This is a genomic window from Cyclobacterium amurskyense, assembly GCF_001050135.1.
GTDB classification, from domain to species: Bacteria; Bacteroidota; Bacteroidia; order Cytophagales; family Cyclobacteriaceae; genus Cyclobacterium; species Cyclobacterium amurskyense.
Genome location: NZ_CP012040.1, coordinates 5,412,237 through 5,431,779 on the forward strand (window position 1 = coordinate 5,412,237; position 19,543 = coordinate 5,431,779).

Sequence of the window (19,543 nt, forward strand, 5' to 3'; positions counted from 1 at the left end):
GTTACAATGAAATCATTTTTTGGTCTCACACATCCTCACAAAATGAGGACTTGTTCCAGGTATACGCTCAATTATTTTTCTAGCCTCCAAATCCAGCTTTACTGAAACGAGGTACCAAGGAACCGAACCATCAAAACTATCCTTCAATGTAGCGATGGCTAATTCATTAAGTTCCTTATAAGAAATCTCATTTCTTTCCTCAAGGGTTTTAAGTATAAATGCTCTAATTACATTGTATTTAGAAACCAAAATATTAACCCCTTTCTTGCCTTCTGGGTGCAAAGTCAATAGCCTGTCTTTCATATAGATTCAGTTGATTTTTTTAATTCTATTCTTGAAGAAACAATACCGACAAAGTTATTTAAATTTCATTTCCCACTTTCATAGGTTTAACCCCCTATCTTAGGTTTTTAAGGCTCTTTAAAACTGATGTTTAATAGGGCTAAAGTATTGCCTAAATTCAATCCTCAACTGGTTTCATCAGGATTTGATTGTTCTATTTTTTCTTCGGATATAAGTATTATTCTTTTAGTAAATCTTTAATTGCCTTCATCAATACACCTTCCACTTCAGGAGCAACATTTGATGCGCGTTCACTGACCTCATATCCTCCTTTTTCATAGGCCAAAGTAGTTCCTATATAACCTGGACCAAGATCACCATAGGCGGCCATAGTTACAAACAGGTCCGGACGTTCGGCTTTAGCCGCAAGCTGATACTCAACAAATAGCTCTCCAGGCATATGTAAAAGTCTTGCATCATTAAGGCTAAGACACATGACATCCAGGGTTTTTCCAGCTTGTGACCTGCGCAACCAAGCCATTTTACGTGCATTCCCGCTACTTTTCTTTAATAATTCATCACTTTTCTTTAACTCTTCTTGCATTTTGTACAAGTATTTTGCCGGAGGTAGGGCCACTTTCTCCACAGTCCAAGAAACCCTTGCGGTTGTTATTGGTTCTCGCTTTGTTGATTCCCATGCTTTTTTCATTCCTGTTGCCAGCCGCTCCGCTAAGATCAAACGATTTTCATGGGAACCATCATTGTATTTACCTGCAGCAATATTTCCTCCTGCTCCGTTAAAATGGACATGAAGGGCATCGGGAACAGCCAATTGACGTAAAAACCTGGCTACCCCTACAAAATCAGGATTAGGGATCCCCGTACGGTAATAACTCTGTGGATGGGAAGCATAATAGCTAAAAATAGCAACCGGCTTGTCTTCATTCCAAAAACTAACAAGTGACAGTTCAGGATCAATCAATCCTTCAGGTTCAGCATGCAAAACGGGATCTTTGGTTGATGACATACGCGTAACCCTTACTTTTCCATCAGGTCCATAAATATTTCTGTTTGAGGCCACTTTTTCTACAATTGCTTTACCTAAACCTATATGGGTAACCGGCTTCGTATCGGACAAAGAACTTTTAACGGCAATGGTTAACCGACGCAGGGCTTCTCTAGGGAAAGTACCATCAAATTGGGTTGGGTTGATATTTGCTGGGTCCATTCCGGCTTCAATAAGAATCTGTTCTGCTCCTGCATCAAACCTAGGTGCATCATGCTGGTGCACCACGCTCACAGCGATCCGATTAGGAATAGAGCCAACAGCCGCAGCCAATGCTCTTTTGAATTCATCCATACCCTCATTGCCAATAGCCAGCCAATCTATGGAACACATAACAATAGGCAATCCAGCCCCCTGCAACACTATCCCTTTAGCCCTCAAACCTAAGTCCCATTTGTTTATGGTTACATCATAAGCCAAAGGACTTCCTACTGGTGGAGTAACATCTATGTCAAAAGTGGATAGACGAAGTCCTTCTACTGGTTTTTCTTGGGGTTCATTGTCGTATTTAAAATTGACTTTTCCTTCCACTTTGTGTATTTGAAAGGAAAAAAGAGAAAGCAGGATAAGTAGGACTGATAAGCTTACATTAACACTTTTCATACTTCTAAGAATTTATTATTCATTACTAAAACTATTGTTTCACTACCACAGCTTGATGCTGTACCAATTGCTAAGCAAAAAGGAGAAACCCACAGGTTTCTCCTTTTAAATTTAGGTCCAAATTAATGCTAAGAAAATTAAAACTAACTTGAATAAAGGGCATTTTTCCTTTTCTCATCAATTCATGCATTTATCCTTGCTTAATAGCCAGGATTTTGAGAAAACTCAGCATCCACATTTAGGTCAATTTGAGCCTGAGGTATTGGCCAACGGAAGTTGTGTTCTTCAATGTCTGCTCCAGGAACTAGCGGGTTATCGTTATAAGCCCGTACCCTATCGAGAAGCATTCCAGTTCTTCTTAAGATAATAAGCCTCCATTCTTCACCATACAATTCTCTCACACGTTCGTCCAGTAAGAAATCCATGTCAATATCCGAAGGAGAAACAGGTGTAGCATGGGCACGTTCTCTCACTCTATTCACATCTTCTGCGGCCAATGCTTTATCTCCCAATTCCAAATATGCCTCTGCCCTTATTAGCAAAGTTTCAGCAAAACGTAATGCATACCAGTCCTTGTGGGTGATTCCTCCCCCTGAACGATTGGGTTGCAAGAAATAATTTAATGGATCCGTAAATTTAATGTGAATAGGGAAAATGATTTTACAAGTATCCGCTATTGGATCAGGTCTTGGTGGATCATAAAGGCTGAAATCAATTTTTTGTTTATCATAAGCTGATTCTGGAGAGTCATAATAGAAATTTCTCTTCAGGTTATGCTCAGCATTTCTAATATCAATGTCCCAATTGTCTTTCCATACATCATAATAAACCAGACTAGTACCTCTACCATTCGCTGTAGGTCGACCCAAAGTATCAGAATAGCCGGTATACATTCCATTATACAATTCACCCTGAAAACCTTTTTTACCATCAGGAGTCAAGCCAATGTCAAAATAACGAGGTCCGAAAATATAGGCACTTGCAATCTGTCCACCACCGATGATAAAAGGCTCTACCTGTATTACCCACATGGATTCTTTATTTTCAGGAAGGTTATGATTTCCGAAGCCAAAAAGATCTAAAAACACATCCCCTGAGCCAAACACATCATTTCCAAGTTTAGTACCAAAACGACTTGTCATTAAATCATAATCATAATCTTCAATAACTCTTGTAGCCGCTTCCACCGCTTTTTCGAAATTATCCTGTTCAAGGTAAGTCTCTGCAAGGTAATGCCAAGCTGGACCTTGAGTAATTCGTCCCGGTGCATCTTCTTCACCTGGTTTTGGTAAATTATTCGCAGCATATTGAAAATCTTCAACCATCAAGTTGTGAATATCAGCTACAGGGTTTCTAATAAAATCTGCTTTAGCTGAATTAATCGGCTCGGTCAATAGCGGAATATCCCCGTAGGTAGAGACCAAATACCTGTAGGCAAATGCTCTGAAAAACCTTGCCTCGGCAATGTATTTATTTTTACCTGCTTCACCTTCTGCAAACACATCAGGATCAGCACTTTCCACTCTATCAATCAATACATTTGCCCATTGGATAATCTCAAACCCAACATTCCAGGTAGCAATTACATTTCTCCAAACAGGAGTCATGTCTGCATAAGAATTCAAATAAGAACCTCCTGGTCCCGGTGTTTCACCATTGTATCCCAAATCTGAACCATGAGTTGCCCAATTCATCACACCAAATTCACCGAATGAATAATAGGCAGACCGTACTCGGTCATGAATAGCAGTAATACCTTGTAAAGCACCTGCTTCAGTTAAATATGCATTATCAGGCGAAAGAAAATCGAGGGGCTTTTCGTCTAGAATATCATCATTACAAGACGGAAATATAAACAGCGCAACTGCAGCAATCAGCAAGGATTTAACTGCAAGAAATTTTATATTTATGTTCATTGTTTTTTTATTTATCAGGTTGTACTTAATTAATTAAGCTGATTCTTATAAGCTAAGATTCAAACCTAGAATGAAATTTCTCATTAGTGGCGTATCACTAATACCAGTTTCTGGATCCCAACCTTGCCAATTTGTCCATACATAAGGATTTTTGCTAGAGACATAAACTTGTGCAGACTGTAACTTTAATTTATCCAAAAAGCTTTGTGTAAAAGTATACCCCAATGAGATATCCTGTAGCCTTACAAAACTCCTGCTTTGGTAAACTCCACTTTGACGAAGGGGTACATTATAAATCCCTGTAGTGTTGGTAGTAGGATTTTCAGGTGTCCAATAAGGATTTACTGCTGAATTATTCCTTCTATCCGGGAAATAAAAGAGTGGATTGATTATGTCAGCATTGTTAGACATATAATAATTTTTACCTCCCTGAATTGAATTTATAAATACCGAAAGGGTGAAATTATTGTAAGTAAAGCTGTTATTGAGACTGAATCTATAACTTGGAGATTCATATCCAATAACCTTTCTATCATTTGTAGGATCGATCTCTCCATCTTGATTTTGATCCACATAGCGAAACTGTCCAGGGTACCATCCATCTAAAGTGTTGCCACTAAAGAATTCTTCTTCGGTCCATACTCCTCCTGCCATTTCATAATCATATATAGCACTAAGCGATTCTCCAACAAACCAACCGTTCCCGATATCATTGTCATCTTCTCCACCATACAGCTTGGTGATTTTATCCCTATTAAGTGCGAAAGTAAAATTGGTTTCCCACCTAAGGGCTCCATCCATATTGATAGATTTCAAATCAAACTCAATCCCTTTGTTTTTTAACCCTCCTATATTTGTCCAGATATTTGCATAACCGGCAGCCCTTGGTAGTTGTCTTAAAACCAATACATCAGTTGTGTTTGCCGTATAGGCATTGACCGTACCAGTAATCCTGTTTTGCCAAAACCCAAAATCCAGCCCTAGGTTATAGGAAGTAGTGGTTTCCCAAGCCAAGTTTACATTTCCAAGATTACTCGGATATAAACCTATGGCTGTAGATTGCCCATAAACATAATACCTGGTACCCATTCTAGACAAACTTGAATAACGTCCTATTCCTTGGTTACCATTTTTACCATAAGAAGTCCTTAATTTTAGATAGACATCCATGTTATCAAGGAAAGGCTCATCTGTTAGTACCCAAGCCAAAGAGGCAGAAGGGAATGTTGCCCATTTATTGCCAGCACCAAATCCGGAAAAACCATCTCTACGTACTGTTCCTGTAAACATGTATCTGGATAGAAAACTATAATTGACCCGTGCCATATAGGAAAGACTGTTTTCTTCATATGCAGAAGAACTTCCAGTAACAACCTCTGCCAAGCCAATATTATTATAGCCAAGGATTTCATTTTCAAAACCTGAAGCCGAGAGTGTTGAAGCATTACCTGTTCTTCCTTCTCTACTAAACAAGAAAGTAGAATTTACCTGATGATCTCCGAAGGTTCTCGAATAATTGATAATATTATTCAAATTCCAGTCTCTGGATTCAGATGGACTTTTTATTGCCAATCCCCTATTGGAAACACCTGATGGGGTTGAACTTGAATGAAAAGTGTTGTTGTTTCTATTGGAATAAACATGGGAATAATTGAATTCGTAATTTAAACCTTCAATCCAGGGGATAGATACTTTTAACCTACCCACAGCAAACAACTCATTGGTGATATCTGAATTGTCTATGTACTTATTCACTAAAGGGTAAGGTTGGAATAACTCTCCGCCAAGGTAAATATCATAATTCGGCTCACCGATATAATTGTTCACCAAGGGACTCGCTACCCTTGCATTTGCAAGACTGGTGGGGATACCAGAATTGTCTCTGGTACTATAACTAGCATTTAAGCCGAAGGTTAGCCAGTCAGTAATTTCACTTTCAACATTACTTCGCAAGGTAATTCGCTTGAACTTATCATTAATCTGTATACCTTCCACATCTGTAAAAGAACCAGAAACATAATAGGTAGACCGATCTGTCATTCCTTGAAGGCTTAGGTTATAATTTTGCATAGGCGCAACCTGCAAAACTTCATTCACCCAATTAATTTCGTTTCCAGCCAGGTAATTTTGTTGTTCTTCATAAGTCTTCAAGTAAGACCCTACGGTCTCGGGATTGGTTAAATCAGGCCTTTGTGGTCTTCCTTCCGCACTGGTAGGATTGGTTTTATACCATGCATACACCTTACTTTGATGATCCCAATCAACCAAACGATTGGCAAATTCATTTGCATTCATAACCCGCATAGGGTTATTGGTCATGTCCTGAAATCCAGTATACATCCCAAAAGAGATAACAGGTTTCTCAGATTTACCTTTTTTAGTAGTAATTAATAATACACCATTTGCAGATCTCGAACCATATACTGCTGCAGCACTGGCATCTTTAAGTATATCTATGGTTTCTACATCATTAACGTTAATATTAGAAATGCTCCCATTGTAAATCACACCATCCAAAACGATCAAAGGACCATCAGAGGCAGAAAGAGAAGTTTTACCTCTTATTGAAATTTCAGGTTCACTGGAAGCCCCACCTCTACCTTCAAGGTTCACCCCTGCCGAGGCTCCAATCAAGGCTTGGAAAAGGTTGACATTGGCTTGTCTTGATTTGTCTTCCATAGAAATTCTAGCAACCGAACCGGTTAGGTCACTTTTCTTTGCTGTACCATAACCAATAACAAGAACCTCATCCATGGAGGTCACATCCTCTTCCAATACAACATCAATTACATTTCTATTTCCAACAGAAATGGTTTGGGTAACGTACCCAATATAGGAAAAAGATAAAGTGGCTCCATCGGGAACTGTAATGGAATACTTACCCATTAGGTCAGTAGCTGTACCAGTGGTAGTACCAGGTACAAAGACTGTAACACCAGGGATAGATTCCCCATTCGAATCAGTAACGGTACCGGTAACGGTAATGTCGACAGCAACGGTTTGATTGATTGAAAAACCATCATTTTTTACTGTTTCTGAGCCTTTATTCATCTCGCCCGGCTTCAGCTTTGCCCCTGAGGCAAAACCCAAGGTCAATATTTGGACGGAAAAAGCAAGAACCATTATCCCGCCTTTTAACTTTAAGGATTTAGGTATTATTTTATTCATCGTTTAGGGGTTAGTAGTCATAATTTTCGTAAAACTTTCAATTAACAATTTTTCGTTTTGAATTCATTAAGTATTGAAAATTATAAACTACTCAATTCAATAGCAAGTAATTTATAATATTTTTATTTTTTGTGTTAAGGTTTAAAGACTTTTCATGCAAATTATTAACATAAGGTAACAGATATTTTACATCTAAGGTTAGGATGTTTATTCAATGGTTAGTAAACAGGAAAAATACTCCTATAGACCAACGATTTTATACCTATATCGTATTAAGGGGAATTTCGAAAATAAACCAATTAATAAATGGCTTATGAATACTAAAACTTTAATAAGCGAATCTATATACTACATATACAAAATTCATAAATCCCTAATACAAAGGAATTTATTGAATAATTAGATTAAACTATCACTATATCATTAATTTTCAATTATTTTATTGACAGCTATTTTAGCCAATCTTTAATGATTAAAAAAACCATATTTAAAAAAGTTTAATATAATTAAATAACAATAAACCACTTTATAATAGAAATTTAAAAGTAAATAATTACAAAAAAAATAGACAATTTATGAAAAAACACTATTTTGAAAAGTTAATAAATATTGAAATCAAACCTAAGCCAAATGGTTAAACCCGAAATATGCAATAGACATTCTATTACGTGCTGAAATCGCTTTAAAATCAGCCACTTCGTTGCTGTTTTCAATTTCACCATAGCGGTGCTATGCTAAAATCTCCAAACAGCCTGATTTTCTTGCGATTGCAACACTTCCCGTAAACACGGGACAGGCTTCACCCCTGACATTGTCAGGGCGGAGAAATTCTATTACATAATCCGGGTTAAACCTTAGGAAATCGCACATAAAAAATTATTGGACAGTCTCCAAAATTGCTCATACCATAGGACTTGCCGCTTATTACCAACTAGTCGGTCTATAGTCTTTCAAAAATTTACCACACCAGTGTTTTCCAGTATTGATCCCATCGAACAATGGGTCCATTACCCTAGCTGCACCGTCCACAATATCCAAAGGCGGTTGGAAATCATGAATTTCTTCTTTCTTCTTTGCCAATTCAATGGGATCCTCATCGGTAACCCAGCCAGTATCCACTGCATTGGTAAATATACCAAACTTTGCAAATTCAGCCGAAGAAGTAAGCGTCATCATGTTCAAAGCAGCCTTAGCCATATTGGTATGTGGATGCCTTGATTCTTTGTGGTATTTATGAAATTTACCCTCCATGGCAGAAACGTTAATAATGTGCTTCTTACCTGTATTGTCCTTTTTCATAATGTGCACCAAACGGTTACAAAGCACAAAAGGAGCAATAGAATTAACAAGCTGTACTTCTAGCATTTCATTGGTATGGATCTCACCTAATTTTAACCTCCAGCTATTGGTCTTCCTCAAATCTACCTGCTGCAAATCCGCATCCATCTTTCCTATTGGAAAAACTTCTTCGGGGGTCAGAGCATGATCAATGGTGTAAGCGATTTGTGATAATTTTGCTGAAGCACTTAAACCTATGCCTACTTGATTGCCATGCCAGCTTACAGGAAGGTTTTTATTAGATTCTTCAACCAAAGAACTCGAAACGCTCAATTCTCTTAAGCAAGCTTCGTGATCTGACAATATATCCCTGACTTCCATAGGCAATTCGGATAAAGTCTTTTCTTCATTGGCCAATAAGTGCTGATAAAAACCTGCCGGTCGTCTTACCGTTTGTGCAGCATTATTGATGAGCACATCCAACCTATCGTATTTTTGTTCGATAAAATTGCAAAACAATTCTACGCTAGGAATATGTCTTAAATCTAAGCCGTGAATTTTGAGTCGATGCCCCCATTTTTCAAAATCCTCTTCTTTGGCAAATCGCAAAGCAGAATCGACTGGAAATCTTGTAGTAGCGATAACTGTAGCCCCTGCCCTTAACATCATCAGGGTAATATGATAGCCAATTTTGAGCCGAGAACCAGTAACTAAAGCGACTTGACCACTTAGGTCAGCCATTTGAAAACGTTTGGCATAATTAAAGTCACCACATGCTTCACACATGGTATCATAAAAATGATGTAAAGTTGTAAAGGTCTCTTTACACACATAGCACTCACGAGGAGCTACTGAACCCCCTTTTGTCCTAGTTTGTGAGGTATTCAAAAGCATTTTAGGTGCAACAAAAACTACCGCTTCTCTGGCACTTCTGATTCCGGTATTGTTACGGGCCTGCTTGTCATTTTCAACTGCTTTTCTTTTGACTTTCTTCTTGGCGTTTTTTTTACGTTTATTCAATTCTTCCTTTTCAGGTCGAGAAAGCCGACCGGCTTGTTTGATCAATTCAATTCTTCGATCCAGTGGAATATCAAATATTTGGTCGGTGTCATTGTTTAATATTTCTAAAATGGCGATGCATTGATCTATCTGATCTCTGTCTAATCGACCTTCATTTTTGCTACTTTCCATTTATTTGATCAGAATCGGGTACACAACAATTAAAATTTTGACTATGATTAATACAAGCTACAAAGGTACACTCTTTTCAACTAAGCAAGTGAAACCAGGCAAAACTTGAGCACGACCCTATCTGAACCCAAATTGAAAAGAGATTACTATTCACTCATCGAAATCCTCTCTTATTATTCGGTGCTTATTTTTCCTTTGCTTTTTCATGCGTTCTGACATCTTCTTAGCAGAGACTTTATTTCTATCAGACTTAAAATGCATTCCAGATTCGGCCAAATAAGAGCCTTGCTTTATCATAAGACCATAATAAGGACAATCCTCATACCCACAATTGTGTTTAGAGTATTCCCCAAAATTCCTATGTTTAATTTTCTTATCAGCAAGGATTTTTTCTTGATTAATTCTAATATCATTCCAAACCTGCTTTTCATCAGCCACTGTCATTTCAAGGCCTAATGTACTGAGATCAAAATAGGTCTTTGGGTCTTTCAATTGATAAAAATTGAAGGTTTTCTCAAATACCACATTCGCATAATCTCTTAACTCAATCCGATCACTTAGGTCAAGACTTTCATTCTCACAAATTGAGCGGTACATCCCTAACGTATTGAAGTCTGAATATTTTTTGTAATTATCAATTAGGTCAAAATATTCATCTTTCCTTAATTGGTTGAATTTCTTTCCAATTACCATATTTATCAATATTCATTATAATGTTTAGCGTTAAAACTAAAGGGATTTTGCTGGTTTTAAAAATAATGATAGAAACTTATTAGCAAAATAAAGCTTAAACAGGCAAGTTTAGGTTAGTTTTAAGGACTTGGGAAATACAATAATTAGGTAATTGACTTAAATTGAGATTTTCACATTCAATTCCGGAAGTAGACCCTCATTATTTACTTCAGAATTTATTAAAAATCCGTTTAGAGAAATTAGAATTGGTATAGGGATTAAGCAATCTGTATTATTCCCAGGGATATTTAATACAACAGCTATAATACTAGCAAGATTCAAAATGATTTTAGCTAGTAACAGTATTGAGTAATTTTATTTATAACATTGGATTTGGAATGCATGCCCCAAATTGCCCCACCAATTAAAAGGAAGCAGATGGACACCCAAAATGGTAACCTACTTGAGAACTTTAGATCAAAAACATTAACGACATTATCAAAATTAAATAAATACTGACCAATTGTTAGTACTGATATAATTAAAACACTAACAATGGCTACCTTACTTAATAATAAAATAGAATTGGATCTTTTTTGAGAAGTAAGCACTCCCAGACTTAATAGAAAAAATAAAACTGCAGAAGTAAAATCCATGAATTGATCTCCTGAAAACCCAGAGAGAACAGATTGAAAATTTGACAACCAAGCAGCCATAACAGCAATATTTATCGCCATTATTATCAAACTAATAATTTTTACGTTTCTTGACTTCTTAGCCTTTAATTCTTTTGTCATATAATTATTTAGATATTAATTACGACCGAATTTATATCTATGAAGTCAAAATAAAGTAAATAACGCAGGTTAAAAAATGGATATTACTTAGGTAAACAATTACAGTTTAATTTTATTAGTTGAACCCTATGACTTTAGCTAATATATTACACCTAAAAACAATAAAATACTTTTATTAATTAGACACAAAGAATTCTTCAACAATTTCTTCAATCATTTTCACGGTTAGGGGTTTGTTCCTGTATCCGCTAATTGTAGAAAAACTTTTCGCTTTATTTAAATCATCAGGGTTCAATGAAGTGGTCAACATGATCAAAACAATATCCCCTCTGTTGTTTTGGTTTAATTTTTCGTATTCTTCTAAAAATTGCCACCCATTCATTATGGGCATATTAATGTCTAAAAAAATAATATTAGGTTTGATTAAAGGTTCATTTTCTTTTGGCTGAAGGTATTCAAGTGCCTCCAAACCATTCTCCACAACAACTACATTTTCAATGCAGTTGGCTTTTTTAATTGCATATTTGTGAACAAAATTAGTTGCTTTGTCGTCATCAACGAGCAAGATAGAATTAATCTTTAAAGCCATTATTATGAGATTTACTGAAAAAAATTTAAGTGATCATCGTTTACTTTCAATGCAAAACAAAAAAGAATAATTAAAAACTATTTCTTATTTGCAAATATACCAAAAAATACATTAACACTTCAAATTTAATTAAATATATAAAATTGTAAAAATTTTAATTCTAATAAAAACAAAAAAAACACCCAATAAATTTTAAAATATGCCATTTACACAATATTTATCATGCCAATCTATTCATTAAACAACAAAATACAACATACAACTATTTACTAGCTACATAATGCGAAAAATTGTTTTTTTTCTGGCTTCATTATTTAAAAATTGTAACCTATAAGTAAAAGGTCCTGCCTAAATTACCCTATTACATCTATGGACAAAACCTCCTATATCCTCCTGTATACGACCTTATCCCCCATTAAAGGTGGTAAATCAATTGCATAAAAAGCACCAGATGCATCTGAAATGAGAGGAAGAGTTTCCTTTTGCTGTTTTTTAGGGACTTGTAATCATTTCAATTGGAATAATTGCTAATTCAGCACTATTGTTATTCCAGGTATCTCTGCCTTTTCCAATTGGCCTACCTACTTTCCCACCACTATTAGAATACCCAACATACAGCTTACCTTGGTATTCCACAGCATGAGGATAAGCCAAGGCTGCTTGGGGATGTGACTCTCCTACTCCTTCGGGGAAAACAGAATGGCGAATCACGAATACTTTTGAAAAAAACAGCTCTCCAGGACGACTGATAGCTATGGTCAAAGTGTTTCTCGTTTTATTTACACCATTAAAGGTCGTACCAATCAAATAATATTCACCACTACTCAATTGACCTGTATATGGTTTTGAGGTGGTCATAGGCAAGTTACTGGGCTTAAGTATTGACCAAGTCTGACCAAAATCATTACTTTTTGATGCCAACCCTATGGACTGCTTGCCCCATCGTGCCACATTTATAATTATTGAACCATCAATTATAACAGTGCTTTCACCCCAAACTTTCTCAGTTTTCATAGGAATAACAACCACATCCCATTTGGTAAAATCATCCCCATCGCTTATTGCAACAGCTGGTGGATTGTTCCCACTGCCAGTTTCGTTAACCTGAAAACCTGACATAATCCAGTTCCCATTATCCATTTTTTCAGGAGCTGCCAATGGCCAAAAATTATTCCTTGCAACGATACCTTTGTCCTCCCATACATCCGTTTTTTCATTTAAAAGAAAGGCGCGTACGCGAAGCTTTTCCATAATCCCATCGTATTCTCCATGAAATGCCCACAACTCACCATTGTAAGAAAGAAATTCACCATGACTAACCGCTACATTGTCTCCTCGACCTATGGTTTTGACAGGCCCCCAAGTTTTACCCCCATCCTCACTCACACGGTAATTGGCTTCCTCTGACACTGTATTTTCACCATTTTTATTGTGACCAAAGGAAGCGTAAAGTTTGTCCTTATGCCAGATCAAAGCAACCCCATGCAAAAATCGGTAACCATCTTTAGAAAATTCAAAGGGTTTTATGACCGAAAATTCAACGTTTTCAATAATTGGAATTTTATTTAACTCAGGCATATTAACCGTTGTATCCCATAAAGGGAAAACTTCCTGAGCAAACGATTGGAATGAACATAAAAATCCAATCCACAAAAATACACTTTTCATTGTTTTGACTTTATCGTTAAACAGGTAATGCAACCCACCTATAATCAGGGAATTGCTCCGATTTGATTGCTCTTTTTTAAATCATTATAAAGCGTTCCGTATTTTTAGACAAATGAAAGTGCCACTCAGCTTAACCGGCAAGAATTGGAGACTTTCATCACTTAGCTTTACCTTTAAATTTCTCCTACCAAGCTTAATTCAGCTCAGGTTTTACCCAATCTTTGATCCCACTAGCTTCCTTTTGTTTTTCATATTCCACCCAAAAAGGTTTCTCTTTGGCTAAAGGAGCTGTTTCGTTAACCATTAAAGGTCGCACTTCCTCCCACCAAACACCATAGGCTTCTTTCATTTTTTTAATGAGTTCAGGATGTTCCGCTGCAATGTTATTTGTTTCTCCAGGATCTTGATACAAATCATACAATTCACTGTTTTTCACAAATCTATACTGTTCGTTTCTAATCGCATATTTCTTGAATTTTGAACTGTCAGGATTCGACGTTTCTAAAGTACCTACCCAACGTTCTGTGCCTTCTTGATCTGTAATATTGTCTGGATTTAAAGGCCATCTCCCCTCATGAAAGAATCGAAACCTGTCTTCAGATTGAATGCTGTCATTTTTTAAATAAGAAAGCAAGCTTTGCCCATCCAGATCCGGAATATCAGAGATGTCAATATTGGCAATTTCAGCAAAAGTTGGCAACATGTCATAATGATTAAGCATTACATCCACCTCTTTGCCTTTATTGAATTTATTTGGCCATCTGATAAAGAAAGGAACCCTTGTTCCTCCTTCATAAACACTTCCTTTAAACCCTTTCATCCCTGCATTGTAGGTTTCTCCATGCACGGTATTGTAGCCACCATATGTTTTTCCATTGTCCGACATAAAAATCAAAATGGTATTGTCGGCAATGCCCCAGGCATCTAGTTTATCCATCAATATACCCAAGTTATGGTCCACGTTTTCGATCATTCCATAAAAGCCCTGGGCATCTGTTGGGTAACCCTGATCGATAAATTTTTGCTTGTATTCTTCAGGAGCTATAAAAGGACCGTGAGGTGCATTGGTGGTTATATAAGCAAAAAACGGTTCTTCTGTTAAGGACTTATCTTTTATCCAGGACAAGGCTTGTGTAAAAAACACATCGGTACAAAATCCTTCTGTTTTCACAAAGGTACCATTGTGCTTAATAACGGGATCGAAATAACCATTTCCAGGTGCATCGGCACAAGAACCAGCATAAGCCTGACCTATACCTCCGGCACCATGTATAAACACCTCATCAAATCCACGACTGTCAGGTTGGTACTCCTGTTCATCGCCCAAATGCCATTTTCCAAATATACCACTGGTATAACCTCCCCGTTTCAACACCTGAGGCAAGGTAGTTAGGCCTAGGGCCATTCTTTCTCTTTCCAGAATGGTATGCGTAATGCCATTTTTAAAAGGATGTCGCCCGCTCATAATGGCAGACCTGGTTGGCGCACAAGTAGGACTGACCTGAAAATCCTCTAGACTTATTCCCTGAGATTTCAACTTATCCATATTTGGCGTAGATACATCCGGACTTCCATTGGCAGAAATGTCGCCATATCCCTGGTCATCTGTCATTACCAATATAATATTTGGTGGTAATGGTTCCACCTCTTTGTCCTGTTTACAACCGAAAGTCAAAATGGCCAAGCCAAAGAAGAAAAGTAAATTTAGTGGGAAAGTGTTTTTCATTGTATATTCAATTATGGATTGATTACAAAAATAGCAATAAGATGGGGAAAACAGATGTTATTTGGTTTAATGGTTAATTGTTAATTGTTAATTGTTAATTGTTAATTGTTTTAAACGTACAAGCTTCAATAATCTATTACTGGTATCTGGGCTCGTTGGACTTCTCTACCGGTGCCTGAGCTTGTCGAAGGCAAAGTTGATGTGATTCTCTTTAAAAGGCATGTGGGTTTAGTATTGGAGATTTGGGACATGCCACGCCACTACCAATCACTCTATCACCACACCGGTCACCCCATCACGGATCACCCCATCACTGATCTCTTATTTCAACCTTGTTTTTCCAGCTATTCTACTACAAAATAAAAAATCATTGTATATTTCTGGTAGAACTACTTATCCCCTATTCAATCGGAATAAACATGCACAAAACATATACAATCTTTGGTCTGATAGGCCTTTTATTAATAGTTGCTGGATTTAATAGAATGGCCACAGCTCCCCAAGCAGAAATCAGCAATGGAATTATTAAGGCAAACCTATACCTCCCAGATCATGAAAATGGTTATTACCGTGCTTCTCGCTTCGATTGGTCGGGGGTAATTTCGAGTCTGGAATACAAAGGGCACCAATATTTCGGGCAATGGTTCAAAAAATATGATCCAATGATAAATGATGCCATAATGGGGCCGGTTGAAGATTTCTCTCCTCTAGGCTATGATGAAGCAGAAGAAGGTGGCCTGTTTGTTAAAATTGGTATAGGGGCACTGGAAAAAATCAAGGAAGAGAAATACCGTTTCTCCCATACTTATGAATTGGTAAATGGAGGGGAATGGAAAGTAAAGAAGCATAAAAACCGAGTGGAATTTAGGCATGAATTGATAGATGCAGATGGCTATGGCTACCAATATACCAAAGTGGTGGAATTGGTGAAGGGCAAGCCTGTACTTGTATTAAAACATACCTTAAAAAACACAGGCACAAAATCAATCAATACAAGTGTCTACAACCATAATTTCTTTGTGATTGACCAGGAACCTACAGGACCTAATATTAAAACAACCTTTCCTTATGACATCCACCTTGACAATAGTGAACAAAAGAAAGTGGTTAATTTTGATTCTTTAGGGTTAGTTTCCGATCGTACTATCAGCTTTAGCAGGTATTTCAAAAATGGAGAAAGCGTTTATACCAGCGGTATTATGGGTTTTAGAGATTTGCCTGAAGACTATCAGTTCTCGGTGATGAACACCAAAACAGGCGCTGGAGTAAAAGTCAAGGGAGACAAGGCTTTGGAGAAAATAGTATATTGGGCCAACGCAAGAACTTACTGCGCTGAACCCTATATCAGACTTGAATTGGAACCCGGAGAAACCGTCAACTGGAAAAACGAGTACGACTTCTTCACTTTTGAAAAAGAATAATATCCAAGCTTGTTATGAATAAGTCTTTATTGACCTTCTCCTATATCGCCAAAGAAATAAAGCATGACAACCTTTGAGTACCTTAAATTCCAAGGGGTACTTAAAATGGTAGGAATAAATATGGTGACATAATACACCCAAAGTGGTGGATCATTAAATACCAAATAGGTAAGGAAACCAAAAACCACAAATATGGCTACCCCAACCATATAAGTAAAGAACATTGAAATCTGATAAAAGCCTGGTTCAGGCATAAAATCAAAGCCACATTCTTTACAGTTTTTGTTCAGCTCATTGAATTTACTCATGTTAAGGGCCGAAGTTTTAAACATGTCCCCTTCTTTACAAACTGGACATTTGCAATGAAGCATGGCATTTAATTTCTTATTGTCTTTCCCTAAAGCTTCATGGGTATTGCTGCTCCTAATTTCTTGACTTAAATCCTTCATTTGGGGTTTATTATTTATTCACAAATTACTAAAATAAACATTAGCGTTTAAACCTATAACATCAATTAACTCTTTCTACAAATATAAATCTCTAATAAGTTCTTATAGTTCATTAATTCAACAAAATATTGTTAGGTACTAGCTATTACCCTAATTCCCAGAAACTTTAGTTATAGTTAGTAAATATGGAATTTCGCACTGTAAAAACATTCATCCTTAACTATTGCAATTATAGGTAAACTGCCTAATTCACTAAAGATTCACCTAATTTCTTCAATTATTTTGTCAGGAAAGGTATGACACTAAACTCCTGTGAAGAAAAATTTGAAAGCTTGGAGCCTACGGTTTTCTACTACCGTCCATTGAAAACCTTTAAAGAAAATTTAGTAGCACCTCCACCGAGAAACTCAATAGAATTCCCTACAATAAAGCCCGGAAGGAAGGTGGACATTAAGACTGATTCAAATGAGCTTCTTCTAATGTTGACAGAACCACAACATAGGATAATATGGATGAAAAGCCTAAATAACATCACCTTAAAGGACCATAAAATCAACCGAATACTTTCTGTTCACGAATGTTTAATCGGTTCCAATCAGATTGAAGTTTCCATTGAGAAAGTTACAACAAATTACCTGGGTATCAACTTTTTTGAAAGGGCCAGAATGAAGCATCCCCAACTTGACTTCTTGGTTCTTTACCACTTAGAAAAGAAAAACAACAAAATAACTAGATTAGGTATTGGTAACCATTTTGACAAAACCAGGTATTGGTCCATCAACCTATTTTTAATACCTGTTTAATCTTTGATTTTTCGCCTATTCTATTATATCAACCTTAAAAGACTGAATAAATACGCCGAAAAAGAGCTTTTATAATACTATTTTCGTTGCCTCATAAGTCCCATCTTTTTTAAAATCCACCTCATGAAATTGGTGATTTTCCCAACAAACTTGGATTTAGGGAATGACTTGGTGTCTTAAAAGATTTTACTATTGTAATGCTTCTGCATTAAACCCGAAATATGCAATAGACAATCTATTACGTGCTGAAATCGCTTCAAAATCAGCCACTTCGTTGCTGTTTTCAATTTCACCATAGCGGTGCTATGATAAAATCTCCAAACAGCCTGATGTCTTGCGATTGCAACACTTCCCGTAAACATGGGACAGGCATCACCCCTGACTATCGTCAGGGCGAAGAAATTCTATTACATAATCCGGGTTAAAACAAAAAATCCACAGGCCCTGACCTGTGGATTTTTTGTAAATGCAATAAGCTTAACAGAAAAACATCCATTAACCTGGGAATTTTCAACTGTTCCAAAACTTTACTTAATCTATTCTTTTTCCATTTTCATCCCAACCTGTTGAGCTAAAATGGGAAGCATTTGGCGTTATATAGTTTACCTTGGCCAGTTCAGGAGTTTTAAGTTTTTTATGCCCTAGAATTCTTGACTCTAAAGCAAAATCCAAAATACCACTGCTTAACAAGGTTCGCTCTACTGGATAAGGAGGTTTCCCTGTTTCAAATAAAATCTCAATATTTTTAACCAGACATCCAAAATGATGATGTGGTTTGCCCTGTAATCGCATAAGGGTAGAATAGGGTTTGGAAGTGTTCTCCAATTCAACTGCTACAGTAAAATCCTGTACCAGCCCTGTCAATAAGAAAGCAGCAACTTTTAGCCCATCCTTATAGTCCACCACAAAAACAGCAGGGGATTTCACCAATTCCTTCATGTCACCTTCTACTTTGGTGAGGCTATGTGAAATTGCCTCTTTAAATAGCCTACTCGCCCATTCATTTTGATCCAAAAACTGCCAACAGTCTTCTCCTTCAAGGCATTGAACAGCTTTCACACCTGTTTCTCCTCCTTTTCTTCTCTCTACTACTGATTGAAGGGAATCCAGCAAATGAAAACCATAAATATCCAAACCACTATAAGAGATGCCCACTGCATATTTCTGGGCCTCACCATAAGGTGTATCAATTGCAGGAATACGCCAAGCTACAGGAACTGAAGAACCTGCCAACATCGGGAAGTCAAGTTCTTTTGAAATCTCCACCATACGTTTGGCTTGCCGCCAACTGTAAGAAAGGTGCTTGTCATTGAAAACGGGAACTGATTTCTTTGTTTCTCTAAAGACATCAGTAATTTTCAAAAACATCTCAAATCGTGGATATTGTTTTTGTTCCTTGTCATTCATTCTATAAACGCCGTGTTCTCCAATCAGTAAAACTGCATCTACAGCCAGTTTGTCACCACACAATGTAAGGGCATCAGCAACGGTCCTAAAAATGGGAACACCATGCTTTTTAGCCATGTCACGACTCATATCCGTATCAGGAACTTGCTCAGTAAACATGGAAACAATTTTCGAACGCGGATAAGGCGCCATACCGTCTTGATTGTACCCTTCTAGGTATTTGCCAACAATTACATCTGCGTGGGAATTGGGCCTGTACTCTGTAAGTATAGCAGCTATTCTTTTAGGTTTTCCCTTGAAAAACTTATCGACATCATCCATGATAGTATCCTTCCCTTCTGCAGGAGTGATGGAAAGTATTTGCCCCGGCAATAGGGGCGTTAAGGCGAGGTATCTAAGAAGGTCACGACGTTTCATCTTGTTTTTTTATATTTAGTTAATGGTTTTATTTAGATCCCAGACCACTTTCCCAACCCTAAGAAGAAATTTCTTTACTTTAATGGCTAT

General features: G+C 37.0%; 14 protein-coding genes. 2 read left to right on the top strand and 12 right to left on the bottom strand.

What is annotated here, in order from left to right:
* Positions 1-12 precede the first annotated feature (12 nt).
* The 10 genes from CA2015_RS21630 to CA2015_RS21675 all read right to left on the bottom strand — a co-directional run bounded on the left by CA2015_RS21630 (position 13) and on the right by CA2015_RS21675 (position 14,956).
* On the bottom strand, positions 13-303 hold the full coding sequence (locus CA2015_RS21630) for a DUF6958 family protein (RefSeq protein ID WP_048643782.1): 291 nt from the start codon (positions 301-303) through the stop codon (positions 13-15).
* 217 nt (positions 304-520) lie between these two features.
* On the bottom strand, positions 521-1,951 hold the full coding sequence (locus tag CA2015_RS21635; RefSeq protein WP_205749786.1) for a hypothetical protein: 1,431 nt from the start codon (positions 1,949-1,951) through the stop codon (positions 521-523).
* Positions 1,952-2,151: 200 nt separating this feature from the next.
* A complete protein-coding gene (locus tag CA2015_RS21640) occupies positions 2,152-3,867 on the bottom strand; it encodes a RagB/SusD family nutrient uptake outer membrane protein (RefSeq protein WP_048643783.1) in 1,716 nt (571 codons plus the stop codon).
* 45 nt (positions 3,868-3,912) lie between these two features.
* A complete protein-coding gene (locus CA2015_RS21645; protein ID WP_048643784.1) occupies positions 3,913-7,035 on the bottom strand; it encodes a SusC/RagA family TonB-linked outer membrane protein in 3,123 nt (1,040 codons plus the stop codon).
* 924 nt (positions 7,036-7,959) lie between these two features.
* Positions 7,960-9,504, bottom strand: coding sequence for an SDR family NAD(P)-dependent oxidoreductase (locus tag CA2015_RS21650; RefSeq protein WP_048643785.1), 1,545 nt, complete (start codon positions 9,502-9,504; stop codon positions 7,960-7,962).
* Positions 9,505-9,654: 150 nt separating this feature from the next.
* Positions 9,655-10,197: a hypothetical protein gene (locus CA2015_RS21655; protein WP_048643786.1), complete on the bottom strand. Its 543-nt coding sequence runs from the start codon at positions 10,195-10,197 to the stop codon at positions 9,655-9,657.
* A gap of 332 nt (positions 10,198-10,529) precedes the next feature.
* Complete coding sequence (locus CA2015_RS21660; protein ID WP_048643787.1) at positions 10,530-10,973, bottom strand: hypothetical protein; 444 nt, start codon at positions 10,971-10,973, stop codon at positions 10,530-10,532.
* A gap of 175 nt (positions 10,974-11,148) precedes the next feature.
* A complete protein-coding gene (locus CA2015_RS21665; RefSeq protein ID WP_048643788.1) occupies positions 11,149-11,562 on the bottom strand; it encodes a response regulator in 414 nt (137 codons plus the stop codon).
* A gap of 492 nt (positions 11,563-12,054) precedes the next feature.
* The gene (locus CA2015_RS21670) at positions 12,055-13,230 is read right to left on the bottom strand and encodes a sialidase family protein (RefSeq protein ID WP_053086730.1); all 1,176 of its coding nucleotides are present in this window, start codon (positions 13,228-13,230) and stop codon (positions 12,055-12,057) included.
* Positions 13,231-13,423: 193 nt separating this feature from the next.
* Positions 13,424-14,956, bottom strand: a complete 1,533-nt coding sequence (locus tag CA2015_RS21675; protein ID WP_053086731.1) for an arylsulfatase — start codon at positions 14,954-14,956, stop codon at positions 13,424-13,426.
* Positions 14,957-15,375: 419 nt separating this feature from the next.
* On the opposite strand from CA2015_RS21675, the gene CA2015_RS21680 reads away from it, so the two are divergent.
* Complete coding sequence (locus CA2015_RS21680; RefSeq protein ID WP_048643789.1) at positions 15,376-16,377, top strand: hypothetical protein; 1,002 nt, start codon at positions 15,376-15,378, stop codon at positions 16,375-16,377.
* A 26-nt stretch (positions 16,378-16,403) separates the two neighbouring features.
* Here CA2015_RS21680 and CA2015_RS21685 read toward each other — a convergent pair whose 3' ends face one another.
* Entirely contained in the window at positions 16,404-16,826 is a 423-nt protein-coding gene (locus tag CA2015_RS21685) for a DUF983 domain-containing protein (RefSeq protein ID WP_048643790.1), read from the bottom strand.
* Positions 16,827-17,122: 296 nt separating this feature from the next.
* On the opposite strand from CA2015_RS21685, the gene CA2015_RS21690 reads away from it, so the two are divergent.
* Positions 17,123-17,629 carry a hypothetical protein gene (locus CA2015_RS21690; RefSeq protein ID WP_048643791.1) on the top strand — a complete coding sequence of 169 codons (507 nt, stop codon included), beginning with the start codon at positions 17,123-17,125 and terminating at the stop codon, positions 17,627-17,629.
* A 531-nt stretch (positions 17,630-18,160) separates the two neighbouring features.
* Here the strand turns inward: CA2015_RS21690 and CA2015_RS21695 are convergent.
* Entirely contained in the window at positions 18,161-19,453 is a 1,293-nt protein-coding gene (locus tag CA2015_RS21695; protein ID WP_048643792.1) for a hypothetical protein, read from the bottom strand.
* Positions 19,454-19,543 lie beyond the last annotated feature (90 nt).

What these genes read in the sequence shown, in the direction of transcription:
- CA2015_RS21630 (WP_048643782.1), bottom strand. Translation starts at nt 303, where the DNA reads ATGAAAGACAGGCTATTGACTTTGCACCCAGAAGGCAAGAAAGGGGTT.
- CA2015_RS21635 (WP_205749786.1), bottom strand. Translation starts at nt 1,951, where the DNA reads ATGAAAAGTGTTAATGTAAGCTTATCAGTCCTACTTATCCTGCTTTCT.
- CA2015_RS21640 (WP_048643783.1), bottom strand. Translation starts at nt 3,867, where the DNA reads ATGAACATAAATATAAAATTTCTTGCAGTTAAATCCTTGCTGATTGCT.
- CA2015_RS21645 (WP_048643784.1), bottom strand. Translation starts at nt 7,035, where the DNA reads ATGAATAAAATAATACCTAAATCCTTAAAGTTAAAAGGCGGGATAATG.
- CA2015_RS21650 (WP_048643785.1), bottom strand. Translation starts at nt 9,504, where the DNA reads ATGGAAAGTAGCAAAAATGAAGGTCGATTAGACAGAGATCAGATAGAT.
- CA2015_RS21655 (WP_048643786.1), bottom strand. Translation starts at nt 10,197, where the DNA reads ATGGTAATTGGAAAGAAATTCAACCAATTAAGGAAAGATGAATATTTT.
- CA2015_RS21660 (WP_048643787.1), bottom strand. Translation starts at nt 10,973, where the DNA reads ATGACAAAAGAATTAAAGGCTAAGAAGTCAAGAAACGTAAAAATTATT.
- CA2015_RS21665 (WP_048643788.1), bottom strand. Translation starts at nt 11,562, where the DNA reads ATGGCTTTAAAGATTAATTCTATCTTGCTCGTTGATGACGACAAAGCA.
- CA2015_RS21670 (WP_053086730.1), bottom strand. Translation starts at nt 13,230, where the DNA reads ATGAAAAGTGTATTTTTGTGGATTGGATTTTTATGTTCATTCCAATCG.
- CA2015_RS21675 (WP_053086731.1), bottom strand. Translation starts at nt 14,956, where the DNA reads ATGAAAAACACTTTCCCACTAAATTTACTTTTCTTCTTTGGCTTGGCC.
- CA2015_RS21680 (WP_048643789.1), top strand. Translation starts at nt 15,376, where the DNA reads ATGCACAAAACATATACAATCTTTGGTCTGATAGGCCTTTTATTAATA.
- CA2015_RS21685 (WP_048643790.1), bottom strand. Translation starts at nt 16,826, where the DNA reads ATGAAGGATTTAAGTCAAGAAATTAGGAGCAGCAATACCCATGAAGCT.
- CA2015_RS21690 (WP_048643791.1), top strand. Translation starts at nt 17,123, where the DNA reads ATGACACTAAACTCCTGTGAAGAAAAATTTGAAAGCTTGGAGCCTACG.
- CA2015_RS21695 (WP_048643792.1), bottom strand. Translation starts at nt 19,453, where the DNA reads ATGAAACGTCGTGACCTTCTTAGATACCTCGCCTTAACGCCCCTATTG.